Source organism: Streptomyces sp. NPDC001515 (assembly GCF_053597115.1).
The window spans coordinates 114,423-130,027 of record NZ_JBSFHN010000009.1; the positions used below are offsets into that span (position 1 = coordinate 114,423).

13 protein-coding genes and 1 tRNA gene are annotated in these 15,605 nt (G+C 70.8%); 8 read left to right on the top strand and 6 right to left on the bottom strand.

Annotation, left to right across the window (positions count from 1 at the left end; genetic code table 11):
* Positions 1 to 57 precede the first annotated feature (57 nt).
* The 6 genes from ACWCXC_RS12510 (at position 58) to ACWCXC_RS12535 (ending at position 5,874) form a co-directional block, all read left to right on the top strand.
* Positions 58 to 1,053 carry a carbohydrate ABC transporter permease gene (locus ACWCXC_RS12510; protein WP_450680605.1) on the top strand — a complete coding sequence of 332 codons (996 nt, stop codon included), beginning with the start codon at positions 58 to 60 and terminating at the stop codon, positions 1,051 to 1,053.
* Positions 1,054 to 1,068: 15 nt separating this feature from the next.
* Positions 1,069 to 1,989 (top strand): carbohydrate ABC transporter permease, encoded by a 921-nt coding sequence (locus tag ACWCXC_RS12515; protein WP_450680604.1) that lies wholly within the window; start codon positions 1,069 to 1,071, stop codon positions 1,987 to 1,989.
* Between the two features lie 120 nt (positions 1,990 to 2,109).
* On the top strand, positions 2,110 to 3,573 hold the full coding sequence (locus ACWCXC_RS12520; RefSeq protein WP_450680603.1) for a GH1 family beta-glucosidase: 1,464 nt from the start codon (positions 2,110 to 2,112) through the stop codon (positions 3,571 to 3,573).
* 253 nt (positions 3,574 to 3,826) lie between these two features.
* Positions 3,827 to 4,858, top strand: coding sequence for a LacI family DNA-binding transcriptional regulator (locus tag ACWCXC_RS12525; RefSeq protein ID WP_450680602.1), 1,032 nt, complete (start codon positions 3,827 to 3,829; stop codon positions 4,856 to 4,858).
* Between the two features lie 504 nt (positions 4,859 to 5,362).
* Positions 5,363 to 5,620: a type II toxin-antitoxin system Phd/YefM family antitoxin gene (locus ACWCXC_RS12530; RefSeq protein WP_365089311.1), complete on the top strand. Its 258-nt coding sequence runs from the start codon at positions 5,363 to 5,365 to the stop codon at positions 5,618 to 5,620.
* Entirely contained in the window at positions 5,617 to 5,874 is a 258-nt protein-coding gene (locus tag ACWCXC_RS12535; RefSeq protein ID WP_450680600.1) for a Txe/YoeB family addiction module toxin, read from the top strand. The genes ACWCXC_RS12530 and ACWCXC_RS12535 overlap by 4 nt, the downstream gene beginning before the upstream one ends.
* On the opposite strand, the gene ACWCXC_RS12540 is transcribed toward ACWCXC_RS12535, so the two are convergent.
* The 4 genes from ACWCXC_RS12540 to ACWCXC_RS12555 all read right to left on the bottom strand — a co-directional run bounded on the left by ACWCXC_RS12540 (position 5,868) and on the right by ACWCXC_RS12555 (position 9,546).
* Positions 5,868 to 7,400 carry an FMN-binding glutamate synthase family protein gene (locus ACWCXC_RS12540; RefSeq protein ID WP_450888503.1) on the bottom strand — a complete coding sequence of 511 codons (1,533 nt, stop codon included), beginning with the start codon at positions 7,398 to 7,400 and terminating at the stop codon, positions 5,868 to 5,870. The genes ACWCXC_RS12535 and ACWCXC_RS12540 overlap by 7 nt on opposite strands.
* An 84-nt stretch (positions 7,401 to 7,484) precedes the next feature.
* Positions 7,485 to 7,557 (bottom strand) — tRNA-His (locus tag ACWCXC_RS12545).
* A gap of 125 nt (positions 7,558 to 7,682) precedes the next feature.
* A complete protein-coding gene (gene orn / locus ACWCXC_RS12550) occupies positions 7,683 to 8,285 on the bottom strand; it encodes an oligoribonuclease (protein ID WP_450680598.1) in 603 nt (200 codons plus the stop codon).
* Between the two features lie 10 nt (positions 8,286 to 8,295).
* Positions 8,296 to 9,546 carry a helix-turn-helix domain-containing protein gene (locus ACWCXC_RS12555; RefSeq protein WP_450888505.1) on the bottom strand — a complete coding sequence of 417 codons (1,251 nt, stop codon included), beginning with the start codon at positions 9,544 to 9,546 and terminating at the stop codon, positions 8,296 to 8,298.
* Between the two features lie 821 nt (positions 9,547 to 10,367).
* On the opposite strand from ACWCXC_RS12555, the gene ACWCXC_RS12560 reads away from it, so the two are divergent.
* Complete coding sequence (locus ACWCXC_RS12560; protein WP_450680596.1) at positions 10,368 to 10,889, top strand: universal stress protein; 522 nt, start codon at positions 10,368 to 10,370, stop codon at positions 10,887 to 10,889.
* A 444-nt stretch (positions 10,890 to 11,333) separates the two neighbouring features.
* On the opposite strand, the gene glmS is transcribed toward ACWCXC_RS12560, so the two are convergent.
* A complete protein-coding gene (gene glmS, locus ACWCXC_RS12565) occupies positions 11,334 to 13,163 on the bottom strand; it encodes a glutamine--fructose-6-phosphate transaminase (isomerizing) (RefSeq protein ID WP_450680595.1) in 1,830 nt (609 codons plus the stop codon).
* A 59-nt stretch (positions 13,164 to 13,222) separates the two neighbouring features.
* Positions 13,223 to 13,498, bottom strand: coding sequence for a hypothetical protein (locus ACWCXC_RS12570; RefSeq protein WP_383640424.1), 276 nt, complete (start codon positions 13,496 to 13,498; stop codon positions 13,223 to 13,225).
* A gap of 331 nt (positions 13,499 to 13,829) precedes the next feature.
* On the opposite strand from ACWCXC_RS12570, the gene ACWCXC_RS12575 reads away from it, so the two are divergent.
* Positions 13,830 to 15,488 carry a beta-N-acetylhexosaminidase gene (locus tag ACWCXC_RS12575; protein ID WP_450888508.1) on the top strand — a complete coding sequence of 553 codons (1,659 nt, stop codon included), beginning with the start codon at positions 13,830 to 13,832 and terminating at the stop codon, positions 15,486 to 15,488.
* The last annotated feature ends 117 nt before the right edge of the window (positions 15,489 to 15,605 follow it).

Consider the following 15,605-nt stretch of genomic DNA (forward strand, 5'->3'; position numbering starts at 1 on the left):
CCGACGGCCAGGCCCCGTACCCGGGTAACCAAGCAATCCAGGGAAGGACTCCCGCTCGTGGCCACCTCGACTCCCACCCGGGACGCGTACACCCCGCCACCCCGCCGCTCCCAGAAGCCCGTGGACAGCCGCCGGCAGACGTGGCGGAGCCGGCTCTGGCGATTCGACGACAAGGCGTCGCCGTACGCCTACATAGCCCCGTTCTTCCTCATCTTCGGCGCCTTCGGGCTCTACCCGCTGCTCTACACCGGGTGGATCGCGCTGCACCGCGTCGAGATGACCGGCATGGACCAGATGGAATGGGTCGGCTGGGGCAACTTCGACAAGATCCTGCACGACTCGGAGTTCTGGACGGCGGTCAGCAACACCTTCCTGATCGGTGTGATGTCCACGGTCCCGCAGCTCCTCGTCGCGCTCGGCCTGGCCCACCTGCTGAACTACAAGCTCCGCGCCAGCACCTTCTGGCGGACGGTCATCCTCACCCCGTACGCCACCTCCGTCGCCTCCGCGGCCCTGGTCTTCGCGCTCGTCTTCCGCGCCGACGGCGGTCTGCTGAACTGGGCGCTGGAGTTCGTCGGCCTCGGCCACACCAACTGGGCCAACGGGGCCTGGACCTCCAAGATCGCCATCTCCGTCATCGTCATCTGGCGCTGGACCGGGTACAACACCCTGATCTACCTGGCGGCGATGCAGGCCGTGCCGTCCGATCTGTACGAGGCCGCCTCGCTCGACGGCGCCAGCCGCTGGCAGCAGTTCCGCAAGGTGACCATCCCCTCGCTGCGGCCCACGATCCTCTTCACGATCGTCATCTCGACCATCGGCTCCATGCAGCTGTTCGGTGAGCCCCTCCTGCTGGAGGGCGGCACCATCGGCGCCAGCGGCGGAACCGAGCACCAGTACGAGACGCTCAGCGTCTACCTCTACAACTACGGCTGGAACCTGGGTCATCTCGGTCCGGCCGCCGCCGTGGCCTGGGCGATGCTCGCCCTCCTGCTGATCATCGCCGGGATCAACTGGCTCATCGGCCGCTTCGTACGCAAGTCCGCGGTCTGACCGGGAGCGATATCCATGACCCTCACCAGCCCTTCCCCAGTCAAGGGACCCGCCGTCCCGTCGCGCACCGCACACCGCGCGCCCAAGCGCCGCAGCCGCTTCAAGCCCGGTGCCGGGCAGCAGCTGAAGGGCGGCCCCTTCGCCTACATCGCGCTGATCGTCGTCGGCATCGGCTCGCTGCTGCCGCTGTACTGGACGCTGGTCGCCGCGTCCCACACCCAGGACGACGTCCTGGCCTCCACCCCGCCCTTCCTGCCGGGCGGACGGCTCCTGGACAACCTCCAGGCCGCCTGGGACCAGGCCCACCTGGGCAAGGCGATCGTCAACAGCTTCATCGTCTCCGCCTGCATCACGGTGGCGACCCTCTTCTTCTGCACCCTGGCCGGCTACGCCTTCGCCAAGATGCGCTTCCGCGGCCGCGGCGCGCTGATGACCGGCGTCATCGCGACGCTGACCATTCCGCCGCAGCTCAGCGTCGTCCCGCTCTTCATGCTCATGAGCGATCTGGGCTGGAGCGGCAGCCTGGAGTCGGTGATCTTCCCGACCCTGGTCAGCGCGTTCGGCGTGTTCTTCATGAGGCAGTACCTCAGTGAGGCGCTTCCGTACGAGCTGATCGAGGCGGCCAAGATCGACGGCGCCAACAACTTCCGCATCGTGCTCAGCGTGGTGCTGCCGGTGGCCCGTCCCGCGATGATGGTGCTCGGCATGCTCACCTTCGTCCAGGCGTGGAACGACTTCTTCTGGCCCTTCCTCTCGCTGAACGCGGAGAACCCCACGCTCCAGGTGGCCCTCGGCCAGCTGAGCGCGTCCTACACCCCCGACCAGAGCATCGTGATGGCCGGCGCCCTGATCAGCACGCTGCCCCTGCTCATCGTCTTCGTGATCTTCGGCAAGCAGATCGTCGGCGGGATCATGTCCGGCGCCGTCAAGGGCTGAGCCCCGCACCCGCCGCCCCGTCCCGGTCACTCCGTACGGCCCCGCCCGCACCGCGGGCCGTACGGGCTCCGGAGTTCCACCTCCATGCCCCTGTCCGTCCATTCCTGGGAGCGCTCCCGCATGACTGCCGTACGACCTGACATCGCCCCGAAGCAAGCGCCCGAGGCCACCAGATTCCCGACGGGCTTCGTCTGGGGGGCGGCCACCGCCGCCTACCAGGTCGAGGGCGCCGCCGCCGAGGACGGACGCACGCCCTCCATCTGGGACACCTTCAGCCGCACCCCGGGCAAGGTCCGCAACGGGGACACCGGCGACATCGCCGCCGACCACTACCACCGCTTCCGCGACGACGTGGCGCTGATGAAGCAGCTGGGGCTGAAGGCGTACCGCTTCTCCGTCTCCTGGTCGCGGGTCCAGCCCACCGGCCGGGGCCCCGCCGTCGAACGCGGCCTGGACTTCTACCGCAAGCTGGTCGACGAACTGCTGGAGGCGGGCATCGCCCCCGTCGCCACCCTCTACCACTGGGACCTGCCCCAGGAGCTGGAGGACGCCGGCGGCTGGCCGGAGCGGGGGACCGCCGACCGGTTCGCCGACTACGCCGCGATCATGGCGGGCGCCCTCGGCGACCGGGTGCAGACCTGGACCACCCTGAACGAGCCGTGGTGCTCGGCCTTCCTCGGCTACGGCTCGGGCGTGCACGCCCCCGGCCGCACCGAGCCCGCCTCCGCCCTGCGGGCGGCCCATCACCTCAACCTCGCCCATGGCCGGGCGATCGAGGTTCTGCGCGGACAACTCCCCGCTGGTGCGCAGACCTCGGTCACCCTCAACCTCCACCAGGTCCGCCCGCTGACCGCGAGCCCGGCCGACGCCGAGGCGGCCCGCCGGATCGACGCCGTCGGCAACCGGGTCTTCACCGGCCCGATGCTCAAGGGCGCCTACCCGGAGGACCTGCTCGCCGACACCGCGCACCTGGTGGACTGGTCCTCGCTGGTCCGCGACGGCGACCTGGCGACGATCTCCAACCCGGTCGACGTCCTCGGCGTCAACTACTACACCCCGACGCTGGTCTCCCTCCCGGAGAAGGGCGAGACGGGCTCTGGCAACGATGTCCACGGCGCCAGCGCCTTCTCCCCGTGGCCCGGGTCCGAGCACGTCGCCTTCCACCTCGCCGAGGGGAAGGAGCGGACCGCGATGAACTGGTCGATCGACCCCAACGGCCTGCACAGCCTGCTGATGGACATCACCCGCGACCACCCCGGCCTGCCGCTGATGGTCACGGAGAACGGCGCCGCCTTCGACGACTACGTCTCGCCCGAGGGCCGGGTGGAGGACCCCGAGCGCATCGCCTACCTCCACGGCCACCTGGACGCCGTGCAGCGCGCGGTCGCCGACGGCGCGGACGTGCGCGGCTACTTCCTCTGGTCGCTGATGGACAACTTCGAGTGGGCGTACGGCTATTCGAAGCGCTTCGGCACCGTGTACGTGGACTACGCCTCGCAGCGCCGCATCCCCAAGGCGAGCGCCCACTGGTACTCCGACGTGATCCGCCGCCACGCCCTGCCGCCGCTGGACAGCGCCTCCTGACCCACCCCGCGCACCTTCCACGCCACCTCTGGGACCCGGCCGAGTGCCGGGTCCCAGTCGTGTCCGGGCGAGGTCACCGCCCGTCCACCCCCGGGACCTGCGGGGCGCCCCGGCCACGCGCGTAGAGTGGGAGCGCTCCCATCACGCGGACCCGGGAGTGGCGGGCCGGTCCCGTCGAGTGTCAAGGGATCCCACACCAGGACTTGGTTTGGTTATCCGACTGTGAGAAATTGACCGCGAACGGGAGGCAGCCATGACGGCAGCGCGAGTACGGAGCGGGGGCCGGCCCACGCTCGAAGAGGTCGCGGCACGGGCGGGGGTGGGGCGCGGAACCGCCTCGCGGGTCATCAACGGCTCGCCGCGCGTCAGCGCGCACACCCGGCAGGCCGTCGAGGCGGCCGTCGCCGAGCTGGGGTACGTGCCCAACCGCGCGGCCAGGGCCCTGGCCGGCAACCGGACGGACGCCGTCGCGCTCGTCGTCCCCGAGTCGGAGAGCCGCTTCTTCGCGGAGCCGTACTTCTCCGACATCGTCCGCGGGGTGGGCGCCGCCCTCGCCGACACCGAGATGCAGCTCCTGCTCACCCTCGTCGGCAGCGACCGCGAGCGCCGCCGGCTCGCCCAGTACCTCACCGCCCACCGCGTGGACGGCGTCCTCCTGGTCTCCGTCCACGCCGACGACCCGCTGCCCGACCTCCTCGAACAACTCGGCATGCCCGCCGTGATGAACGGCCGCCGCTCCGCCGCCGAATCCCTCCCCTCCGTCGACTCCGACAACTTCGAGGGCGCCCGCGGAGCCGTCGAGCACCTCGTCTCCCGGGGCCGCCGCTCCATCGCCACCATCACCGGCCGCCTCGACGTCTACGCCTCCCAGCGCCGCCTCGACGGCTACCGCAGGGCGCTCGCGGACGCTGGCCTCGAACCCGACGAACGCCTCATCGCCCCCGCCGACTTCTCCGAGGAGGGCGGCGTCCACGCCATGCGCGAACTCCTCGCCCGCCGCCCCGACGTCGACGCCGTCTTCGCCGCCTCCGACCTCATGGCCGCCGGCGCCCGCCAGGTCCTGCGCGAGGCCGGCCGCCGCATCCCCGACGACGTCGCCCTCATCGGCTTCGACGACTCGGCCGTCGCCCGCCACATGGACCCCGCCCTCACCAGCGTCCGCCAGCCCATCGAAGAAATGGGCCGCACCATGACCCGCGTCCTCCTCGACCGGATCAGCGGCGAGGGCGCGGACCACCCGCAGATCGTGCTGCCTACGGAACTGGTGGTGCGGGACTCGTCGTGAGGGGGGAGGTCACATTCTCCTGGTCGACCCACGTTCGCCCTGCGTCCGCTGACGACCGGGGTGCCGGTGCCCAGGAGATCGCGGCGCAGCTCCACGCGTGGTGGCTCGACTGGCGCCCGGCCCGCCCCGCCGCGTAGATCACGGCGGAACTGCGCCGCCGCGCCGACCGGGAGGTGGCCCCCGGGCACACCGGAGTGCCGCCCGAGGCGTTCTCCCGGTCCGTGACGGACCTCCGGGCAGCGGACGGCCCCGCACCGGACCCCGCAGCGCACGCCCCCGCCGCAGACGACCATCCTCCGTGCGGGACCTGGGCGAACACGACACCCGCCGCCACTCCACGGACCGGCTGGTCGACACCGCCCGGTCACGGGCCTTCGGCGGGGCGCGCCTGGCGGTCGGGTGCTGAGCGCCAGGCCGCCCGCTTCGCTGTACCGAATTCCGTACATATGCGGCACTGTTTTGAGTACGCTTCCGTGAGGTTCGGTGACATGTACGGGAGGACCCGTGACCATCAACGCAAGCGAGGCGCGGAAGGATTTCTTCGGTCTGATCCGGCGCGTCACCGAGGACCACGCCCCGGAACGTGTCACGTCGAAAGCGGGCACCGTCGTGATCATGTCCGAGGAGGACTACAACGCCTGGGAGGAGACGATGTATCTGATGCGCTCCCCCCGTAACGCTGCCCGCCTCATGCGCTCCATCGAGCAGATGGACGCCGGACGCGGCACCGTACGAGACCTGATCGACACGGAGGACGTGTGAAGACGTCGTTCTCCGACGACGGGTGGGAGGACTGCACCCACTGGGCCGACACCGACCGCAAGACGCTCCGCAGGGTCAATGACCTCATCAAGGAGATCAAGCGGACCCCTTTCGAGGGCAGGGGCAAGCCCGAGCCACTGAAAGGAAACCTGTCCGGCTGGTGGTCCCGCCGCATCACGCAGGAACACCGCCTGGTCTACCGCGTCACCGACTCCGCGGGCCTGGAGATCATCCAGGCCCGCGACCACTACTGACCGGCCCCCGGGCCCGACGTGAGCAGCTTGGTGATCTCCTCGGCCGCCTCCGGGCCGAGCTCGCCCCAGCCGTCCTTGTAGCCGTAGACGCTCGCAAGGTCGCGGGCCTCGTAGTCGCCGTTCATGATTTCTATGTCGCCGGTGGTGATGAGGGCGGGGTGGGGGACGCCGACGGCGGCGGAGACCTTGAGGAGTTCCTTGCGCAGGGTGCGGAGGTAGACGGCGGCGCGGAGGGACTTGGAGGGGGCGTCGATGCCGCGGGCCAGCCAGGGGTCCTGGGTGGCGATGCCGGTGGGGCACTTGTCGGTGTGGCACTTCTGGGCCTGGATGCAGCCGATGGAGAGCATGGCCTCGCGGGCGACGTTGATCATGTCGACGCCGAGGGCGAAGGCGACGACGGCGTTCTCGGGGAGGCCGAGCTTGCCGGAGCCGATGAAGGTGATGTCGTCGGTGAGGCCGCGTTCGGCGAAGGTGCCGTAGACGCGGGAGAAGCCCATGCGGAAGGGGAGGGAGACCGAGTCGGAGAAGATCAGGGGCGCGGCCCCGGTGCCGCCCTCGCCGCCGTCCACGGTGATGAAGTCGACGCCGCGGTCGCCGCGCGCCATGAGGGTCGCCAGCTCCTCCCAGAAGGCCATGTCGCCGACGGCGCTCTTGATGCCGACCGGCAGACCGGTCTCCTCGGCGAGCAGTTCGACGAAGTCGAGCATCGAGTCGACGTCGTGGAAGGCGGTGTGCCGGGAGGGGGAGGCGCAGTCCCTGCCCGCGGGGATACCGCGGATCTCCGCGATCTCGGGGGTCACCTTCGCCGCCGGGAGCAGCCCGCCCAGGCCCGGCTTGGCGCCCTGCGAGAGCTTGATCTCGATCGCCCGGACCGGCGCGCCCGCCACGACCTTCTTCAGCCGGTCGAGGCTGAAGGCGCCGTCCTCGTCGCGGCAGCCGAAGTAGGAGGTGCCGATCTGGAGGACGAGGTCGCCGCCGCCCCGGTGGTACGGGGAGAGACCGCCCTCACCGGTGTTCTGGAGGGCGCCGGCCAGCGCCGCGCCCTTGTTCAGCGCGGTGACGGCCGCGCCCGACAGCGAGCCGAAGCTCATCGCGGAGATGTTCACCACGCTCGCCGGGCGGAACGCCTTGGCACGCCCGCGCGGGCCGCCCAGCACCTTGGCCGAGGGCAGCGGGGCCTGCGGGTCGTGGAGGTCGGGCAGCGGCCCGGCGAACGTGCGCTGCTTCACGTACGCGTGCCCCTGCACATGCTCCACGTCCACGTCCGTGCCGAAGCCGAAGTAGTTGTTCTCCTCCTTCGCGGAGGCGTAGATCCAGGTGCGCTGGTCGCGGCTGAAGGGGCGCTCCTCCTCGTTGGAGGTCACGACGTACTGCCGCAGCTCCGGGCCGATCGTCTCCAGCAGATACCGGGCGTGGCCGATCACCGGGAAGTTCCTGAGCAGCGCGTGCTTCTTCTGTACGAGGTCGCGGGCTGCCACCAGCGCCAGTGCCGCCGCCGCGGCCGTGCCGATAGTCCGGGCGCGCATGAACGTTCCTCTCGTCGACTGCGTGACAGCCCGACCATAGAGAAGGGCCGGTCCGCCTGAGCGGACCGGCCCTTCTTCATTCAGGGTGAGTAACGGGACTCGAACCCGCGACATCCTGGACCACAACCAGGTGCTCTACCATCTGAGCTATACCCACCATGTCCGGGCGTTTCCGACCGGCCGAGAAAAAGTGTACAGGGTCCGGGAGGGTGCTCGCGCCCCCGTTTCCCGCGCGCGGGTCCCGGCCCCCGGAAGGGCCGTGACCAGCGGCTTCGGAAGGACCTACGCCGAGGGTCCGGAGAGCCGCGCGGCAAGGGCCTTCGCGCGCTCCGAGTCCGGGCCCGGCTGCGGCACGAACACGGCCTCGCGGTAGTAGCGCAGCTCCGTGATGGAGTCGCGGATGTCCGCGAGGGCCCGGTGGTTGCCGTTCTTCTCCGGGCTGTTGAAGTACGCCCTCGGGAACCAGCGGCGGGCCAGCTCCTTGATCGAGGAGACATCGACGATCCGGTAGTGGAGGTAGCCCTCCAGCGACGGCATGTCACGGGCGAGGAAACCGCGGTCGGTGCCCACCGAGTTCCCGCAGAGCGGAGCCTTGCCGGGCTCCTTCACGTGCTCGCGGATGTAGGCCATGACCGTCTCCTCGGCGTCGGCCAGGGTGGTGCCCCCGGCGAGCTCGTCGAGCAGACCCGAGGTGGTGTGCATCTGCCGCACCACCTCGGGCATGGTCTCCAGCGCCGCGTCCGGCGGGCGGATCACGATGTCCACCCCTTCGCCGAGCACGTTCAACTCCGAGTCGGTGACCAGGGCGGCCACCTCGATGAGTGCGTCTTCCGTCAACGAGAGCCCGGTCATCTCGCAGTCGATCCACACCATGCGGTCGTTCATGCGCCCCACCCTACGGGGCGCTCCGCTGTCCCGGGAGGGCCGGGCGGCCGACGGCGAACGCGTCGGGGCCCGGTTTCCCGTGCTCCCCGCGCACCCCGTCCGCACCCGCCGCCGAGGCGCCCGGCGGGCCCGGCGGACCGGCCGCCGCAGCGCCCGGGAGGACCGGTGCGCCACGACGGCCCGCCGAGGTCCCCTGCGCGGGCACCAGCGGCTCGGCCGGGGCGGCGACCGCCTCCGCACCGCCCTGCGGACGGCGGGCCCGGTAGGCGGCCCGGTACGCGGCGGGGGAGGAGCCCAGCTGGCGCCGGAAGTGCCCGCGCAGCGCGACCGGCGAGCGGAAGCCGCAGCGGCCCGCGACCTCGTCGACCGAGTAGTCGGACGTCTCCAGCAGCCGCTGCGCCTGGAGCACCCGCTGGGTGATCAGCCACTGCAGCGGGGCGCTCCCGGTGAGCGAACGGAACCTCCGGTCGAAGGTCCGCCGGCTCATGTACGCACGCGCGGCCAGCGTCTCCACGTCGAACTGCTCGTGCAGATGCTCCAGGGCCCAGGCCACGACCTCGGCGAGCGGGTCGGACCCGATCTCCTCGGGTAAAGACCTGTCGAGGTAGCGCTCCTGACCGCCACTGCGCCGGGGCGGCACGACGAGCCGGCGGGCCAGCGCCCCGGCGGCCTCCGTGCCGTGGTCCGAGCGGACTATGTGCAGGCAGAGATCGATCCCGGCCGCCGTTCCGGCGGAGGTGAGCACGTCGCCGTCGTCGACGAACAGCTCGCGCGGGTCGACGTGCACCGACGGATAGCGCTTGGCCAGCGTCGGCGCGTACATCCAGTGCGTCGTCGCCGGGCGGCCGTCCAGCAGGCCGGCGGCGGCGAGGACGAAGGCCCCCGTGCACAGACCGACGATGCGGGCGCCCTCCTCGTGGGCGCGGCGCAGGGCGTCGAGCGCCTCCACGGGCGGCGGCGAGGTGATCGAGCGCCAGGCGGGCACCACGACGGTGCCGGCCCTGCTGATCGCCTCCAGCCCGTAGGGCGCGGTGAGTTCGAGACCGCCCGTGGTGCGCAGCGGTCCTTCTTCGCCGCTGCACACGAGCAACCGGTAGCGCGGAACTCCCGCGTCCTGGCGGTCGATCCCGAACACGGAGAGCGGGATGGAGCTCTCGAAGATGGGGCCACCGCTGAACAGCAGCACGGCGACCACCTCGCGGCGCCTGCGCCCGCTCAGCTTCCGTACGGCCTCCGTTGCGGTGGCGGAGTCCTGACTCATGACGCTAAGCCCCCCTCGGTGTTCGCGTCTTCCTGGTCCTTACGGGCCTGTCGCACCTGCACATGTCCCCTCGGTCGTGCACGAGTCCCCGGCTTCGACACCCAAGATCGAATCTACTGCGTCCCGTGGTGCCGTCGTGACAAGTTCACCAACCGGCTTTATGTCGACAAGGCCACCTGGCGGGAAGCATTCGATCACGAAGCGTTTCACTCGTGAGTCGCGCAGGGAAGTGCGCCTGGCGTTCATGGCCCGTCCCCATGGGGTGGAAGCGTACCGCTCGGTCTCTTCCTGCCTGCTGGCAAGGCGGTTGATCGGCCATTTCGACAAGGGGTGCACCCCCACCAGAAGTTGGCTGAAAACATACGGTCGCGTGTGCGGAAATCAGTCGTTCTACCGGCGCACGACCCCCGGGAGACGTCACCCCGGTGCGCCCCCTCGATCGGGTGGTTCCGGCTGTCGGGGACGGGAGGGACGGCGGGCGCGGGCCGGGCGGATGCGGCGGGGTTCGGCGCGGGTGGTTCCGAGGGGCGCTCCGGTGTCTCCGGAACGCCGGCGGGCGACGGTTCCCGGGAAGGCCCCGGAGGCGGCGTTCAGGGGCGCGTGACGTCCGTGTACCGCGCATCCGGCATTGCCAATACAGGGCGGTCTCGGGCATGCTCCGTGAAACGTCGCACGCGCTTTGCGCGGGTCTGGGCAGTGAGTGAGTGGCGCCGTACCCTTGGGGTAAGGGGTTGGGAAGATGATTCCCGGACACCACAACACCGCCCGCTGACAGTTCCCACGTCGCTCTCCTCACGAGGACTCTCTTCGCCGAGACACCGATGGCCGGTCACGAATTCCCCGAACCCGCGGACCGCAAGCAGGTAGCCGACCCCCGGTCGGACCAGCAGGCGGCCGAAGAAGCGCGCCCTTCCTGCGATCCCGCCTTCCGGCACGGTGTCGTCGTCGGTTTCGACGGCTCGACCTCCAGTGAGCGGGCCCTCGCGTACGCCATCGGCATGGCCCGGCGAACGGGCTCCGGGCTGATCATCGTCCACGTCGCCAACCGGCTGCCGACCACGGTCTGGGCCGGCTGCGAGCCTCCCGTCTTCGTCGACGTGCCCGACCACCGCACCGAGGTCCTCGGCCTGGAGCTCGCGTGCGCGGACTACCTCGCCGAGGTGCCGTGGGTGCTCGTCGAGCGCGGCGGCGACATCTGCCACGAGCTGGAGGAGGTCGGCCGGGAGTACTCGGCCGACGCGATCGTCGTCGGCTCCACGCACGGGATCGTCGGCCGGATCTTCGGTTCGGTCGCGGGGCGGCTCGCCCGCCGGGCGCAGCGCCCGGTCGTCGTCATCCCGTAGCCCGGCCCCGCGGTCCCGTCCCGGGGCCCTGGTCCACCCGGACCCGCACCCGAAGCCCTCCGGGCCCCTCTCCGCCCCTTCCCGGCCGCCTCCGGCCGGCGCCTTCGCGTGCCCCCTGCCGGGGCCGCTCGGGCGCGCGAAACGCGGCCGTGACCGGTCTGCTTCGAGGGTGTTCTGATCAGCCAATGATCGCGCCCGGCCGACGGCCGGTCTTTTTCCATCCGTTGAGGACGACGTGGCGTCAACTCGTCTACGGAAACAGGGAACGGGGTGCGTCTACCGGCCCGTACATGTGGATTGTGCGCTTATGAAGTGCGCATAAACGCCACGGGAGACGGGCCGGGTGTGCGCCGGGCGCGTATACGGGAGCGCCCCGCACCCGGTGGACCGTGGGTGCGGGGCGCTCCCGCCGTACGCCCCCCGGAAAGGAGAGCGGGGGAAGGGCTACTCGACGGTGACGGACTTCGCGAGGTTGCGCGGCTTGTCGATGTCGCGGCCCATGGCCAGGGCCGTGTGGTACGCGAAGAGCTGGAGCGGGATGCCCATGAGGATCGGGTCCAGCTCGTTCTCGTTCTTCGGTACGACGATGGTGTGGTCGGCCTTCTCCTGCGGCTGGTGCGCGACGGCGAGGATGCGGCCGCTGCGGGCCTTGATCTCCTCCATCGCGGCGCGGTTCTTCTCCAGCAGGTCGTCGTCCGGCACGATCGCCACGGTCGGCATCGCGGGCTCGATCAGGGCGAGCGGGCCGTGCTTCAGCTCGGAGGCGGGGTAGGCCTCGGCGTGGATGTACGAGACCTCCTTGAGCTTCAGCGAGGCCTCGCGGGCCACGGGGTAGCCGCGCACCCGGCCGATGAACATCATCGACTTGGCGTCCGCGTACTCGGCGGCCAGCTTCTTGATCTCGTCCTCGCCCTCCAGGATCTCGCTGATCTGGGCGGGCAGCCGGCGCAGGCCCTCGATGATCCGCTTGCCGTCCGCGACCGAGAGGTCCCGGATCCGGCCCAGGTGCAGGGCGAGCAGCGCGAAGGCGACCACGGTGTTGGTGAAGCACTTGGTGGAGACCACGCAGACCTCGGGGCCGGCGTGCACGTACGTACCGCCGTCGGCCTCCCGGGCGATCGCGGAGCCGACCACGTTGACCACGCCGAGGACCCGCGCGCCCTTGCGCTTCAGCTCCTGGACGGCGGCCAGCACGTCGTACGTCTCACCGGACTGCGAGACCGCGACGTACAGGGTGTCGGGGTCGACCACCGGGTTGCGGTAGCGGAACTCGGAGGCGGGCTCGGCGTCCGCGGGGATGCGGGCCAGCTCCTCGATCAGCTGGGCGCCGATCTGACCGGCGTGGTACGAGGTGCCGCAGCCGAGGATCTTGATCCGGCGGACCCCGCGCGCCTCGCGGGCGTCCAGGTTGAGGCCGCCCAGGTGCACGGTGGCGAACCGGTCGTCGATCCGGCCCCGCAGCACCCGGTCGACGGCGTCGGCCTGCTCGGAGATCTCCTTGTGCATGTACGTGTCGTGGCCGCCCATGTCGTACGACTCGGCCTCCCACTCCACGGTGGTCGGCGTGGCCGTCGTGGTCGAGCCCTCCGTCGTGTACGTACGGAAGTCGTCGGCCTTCAGGGTGGCCATCTCGCCGTCGTCCAGGGTGACCACCTGGCGGGTGTGGGCGACCAGCGCGGCGACGTCCGAGGCGACGAACATCTCCTTCTCGCCGATGCCGAGGACGACCGGGGAGCCGTTGCGGGCGACGACGATGCGGTCGTTGAAGTCGGCGTGCATCACGGCGATGCCGTACGTGCCCTCGACCGAGCGCAGGGCCTCGCGGACCTTGCCCTCCAGGGTGTCCGCCTGCGAGCGGGCGATCAGGTGGACCAGGACCTCGGTGTCGGTCTCGGAGAGGAAGACGACGCCCTCGGCGGTCAGCCGGGTGCGCAGCTCGGAGGCGTTGTCGATGATGCCGTTGTGGACGACGGCGACCTTGTTGTCGGCGTCCAGGTGGGGGTGGGCGTTCTCGTCGCTCGGCGCGCCGTGGGTGGCCCAGCGGGTGTGGGCGATGCCGGTGGTGCCGGCGAAGCGCTTGGGGACGCGGGCCTCCAGATCGCGGACCCGGCCCTTGGCCTTGACCATCTTCAGCGCGGCGGGCTTGCCGGCCGCCGGCTTCCCGGTGATCACGATGCCGGCGGAGTCGTAGCCGCGGTACTCCAGCCGCTGCAGCCCCTCCAGCAGCAGCGGAGCGACATCACGCTTTCCGATGTAACCGACGATTCCGCACATGAGGTCTCTGCCCTCCATCGACGTACAGGTAATGACTGAATGAGCGCGTGGGTGACCGGTCAGCCGTAGACGATGCGGCGCAGCTGGCGGAGCGAGAGCTCCGGCGGCGCGACCGCGCGGTGCGGCAGCTCGGCCGAGATCCGTTCGAAGATCTCCGTGTTGACCAGTCCGCCGGACTGGAGCTCGCGATGGCGGCGGCGGACGAACGCGTCGGTCGTCTCGTCGAAGTAGGCCAGCACGTCGAGGACCACCCGGGCGGCTTCGCCGCGCTGAAGCGCGGTGCTGCGCACCAGGTGGTCGATGAGGTCGTCATGGGACGAACGGCGTTCAAGCACTCGTCGATATTGCGGTGGAAGGGGTTCGGACGCAACAATCCTGCCCGATTTCGGGCAGAGATGCGCGATAGCGGTCCTCGTTTCTTCCGTTCTGGGGGATTCGGCCGGATCTCCGCGCCGCCGGGACGCGCCTCGGCGGAGAAGTCGGAGGCGGTCCGCGGCGGGCGACGGGACGAACTCGGCCAGGATGCCCGGACTGTCGGCCATGTTCCATCGGGGCCCCGACGGGGAAGTGGTCTACACCTTGACCATCCGTGAGGTACGCGGTACGCATGGCGACGGTTCGCATGGTCAGGAGATCCAGGTGTGACCCCCTAGAAAGGGACTGCTTGTGAGACCGCACACAGCGAGGCGCGGCGCCCTGCACCGCGCGCTGCCCCGCCTTCTCGGCTCCCTCCTCCTCGTCACCGCGGCCGGAGTCTCCACTGCCTGCGCGACCCCCGTGGCGTCCGCCGCGGGCGGCGCGCCCGCCGCGTCGGAGCCCCGGCCGCTCGGCCAGATCGTTCCCGCCCCGGTCTCGGTGAGACCCGGCGGATCCCCGTACGCCCTCACCCCCGCCACCGCCATCCGGGTGGACGGGTCCTCGGGCGAGGTGCGGAGGATCGGCGAGTACCTGGCGGGCGTGCTGCGCCCCTCGACCGGATACGCGCTGCCGGTCACCGACCGCCCCGGGCCGGGCGGCATCCGGCTGCGGCTCGGCTCCGCCGACGCCTCGCTCGGGGCGGAGGGCTACACCCTGACGTCGGGCCGGGGCTCCGTCACCATCACCGCCCGCAAGCCCGCAGGGCTCTTCCACGGCGTGCAGACGCTCCGTCAGCTCCTCCCGGACCGGATCGAGCGCGACAGCGTCCAGAAGGGGCCGTGGAAGGTCGCGGGCGGCACGCTGACCGACGCGCCGCGCTATGCCTACCGGGGAGCGATGCTCGACGTCTCCCGGCACTTCTTCTCGGTGGCGGAGGTCAAGCGCTACATCGACCAGATGGCGCTGTACAAGATCAACACCTTCCACATCCACCTCTCCGACGACCAGGGCTGGCGGATCGCCGTCGACTCCTGGCCGAACCTGGCCACGTACGGCGGATCGACCGAGGTCGGCGGCGGGCCGGGCGGCTACTACACCAAGAGCCAGTACAAGGAGATCGTGCGGTACGCGGCCTCGCGCTATCTGGAGGTGGTGCCGGAGATCGACATGCCCGGCCACACCAACGCCGCGCTCGCCTCGTACGCCGAGTTGAACTGCGACGGGGTCGCGCCCCCGCTCTACACCGGGACCAAGGTGGGCTTCAGCTCGCTCTGCGCGGCCAAGGACATCACCTACAAGTTCATCGACGACGTCATCGGGGAGGTGGCCGCGCTGACCCCCGGCCGCTACCTCCACATCGGCGGCGACGAGGCGCACTCCACCAGTCACGACGACTACGCCAAGATCATGGAACGGGCGCAGGCCGCCGTCGGCCGGCACGGCAAGACCGTGATGGGCTGGCACCAGCTCACCGGCGCCACGCCGGTCAAGGGCGCGATCGCCCAGTACTGGGGCTACGACAAGACCAGTGCGGCGAACCGGCAGCAGGTGGTGGACGCGGCGAAGAACGGCACCCGGCTGGTGCTGTCGCCGGCCGACCGGGTGTACCTCGACATGAAGTACACCGAGGAGACCGTGCTCGGGCTGAAGTGGGCGGGCCTGGTGGAGGTGCGGCGCTCCTACGACTGGGACCCGGCGACCTATCTCGCGGGCGCCCCGGCGGACTCCGTGCTCGGGGTCGAGGCACCCATCTGGGCGGAGACGCTGACCGACAGCGACGACATCGACGTGATGGCCTTCCCGAGGCTGCCGGGGGCGGCGGAGCTGGGCTGGTCCCCGGCCGCGACGCACGACTGGGACACGTACAAGCTGCGGCTGGCGGCGCTCGGGCCCCGGTTCACGGCGATGGGCATCGACTACTACCGCTCGCCGCAGGTGCCGTGGCCGGCGGAGCCGTCGGCGGACTGAACCGGGATCTTCCGAACGGAGAGGGGGGGGGGGGGGGATAGTGTTGCCGGGCGCCCCACGGGGGGTGGGGGGCCCGACGCGGGAAAAACGGGGGGGGTGGGTAGGGGGATAGGGAGA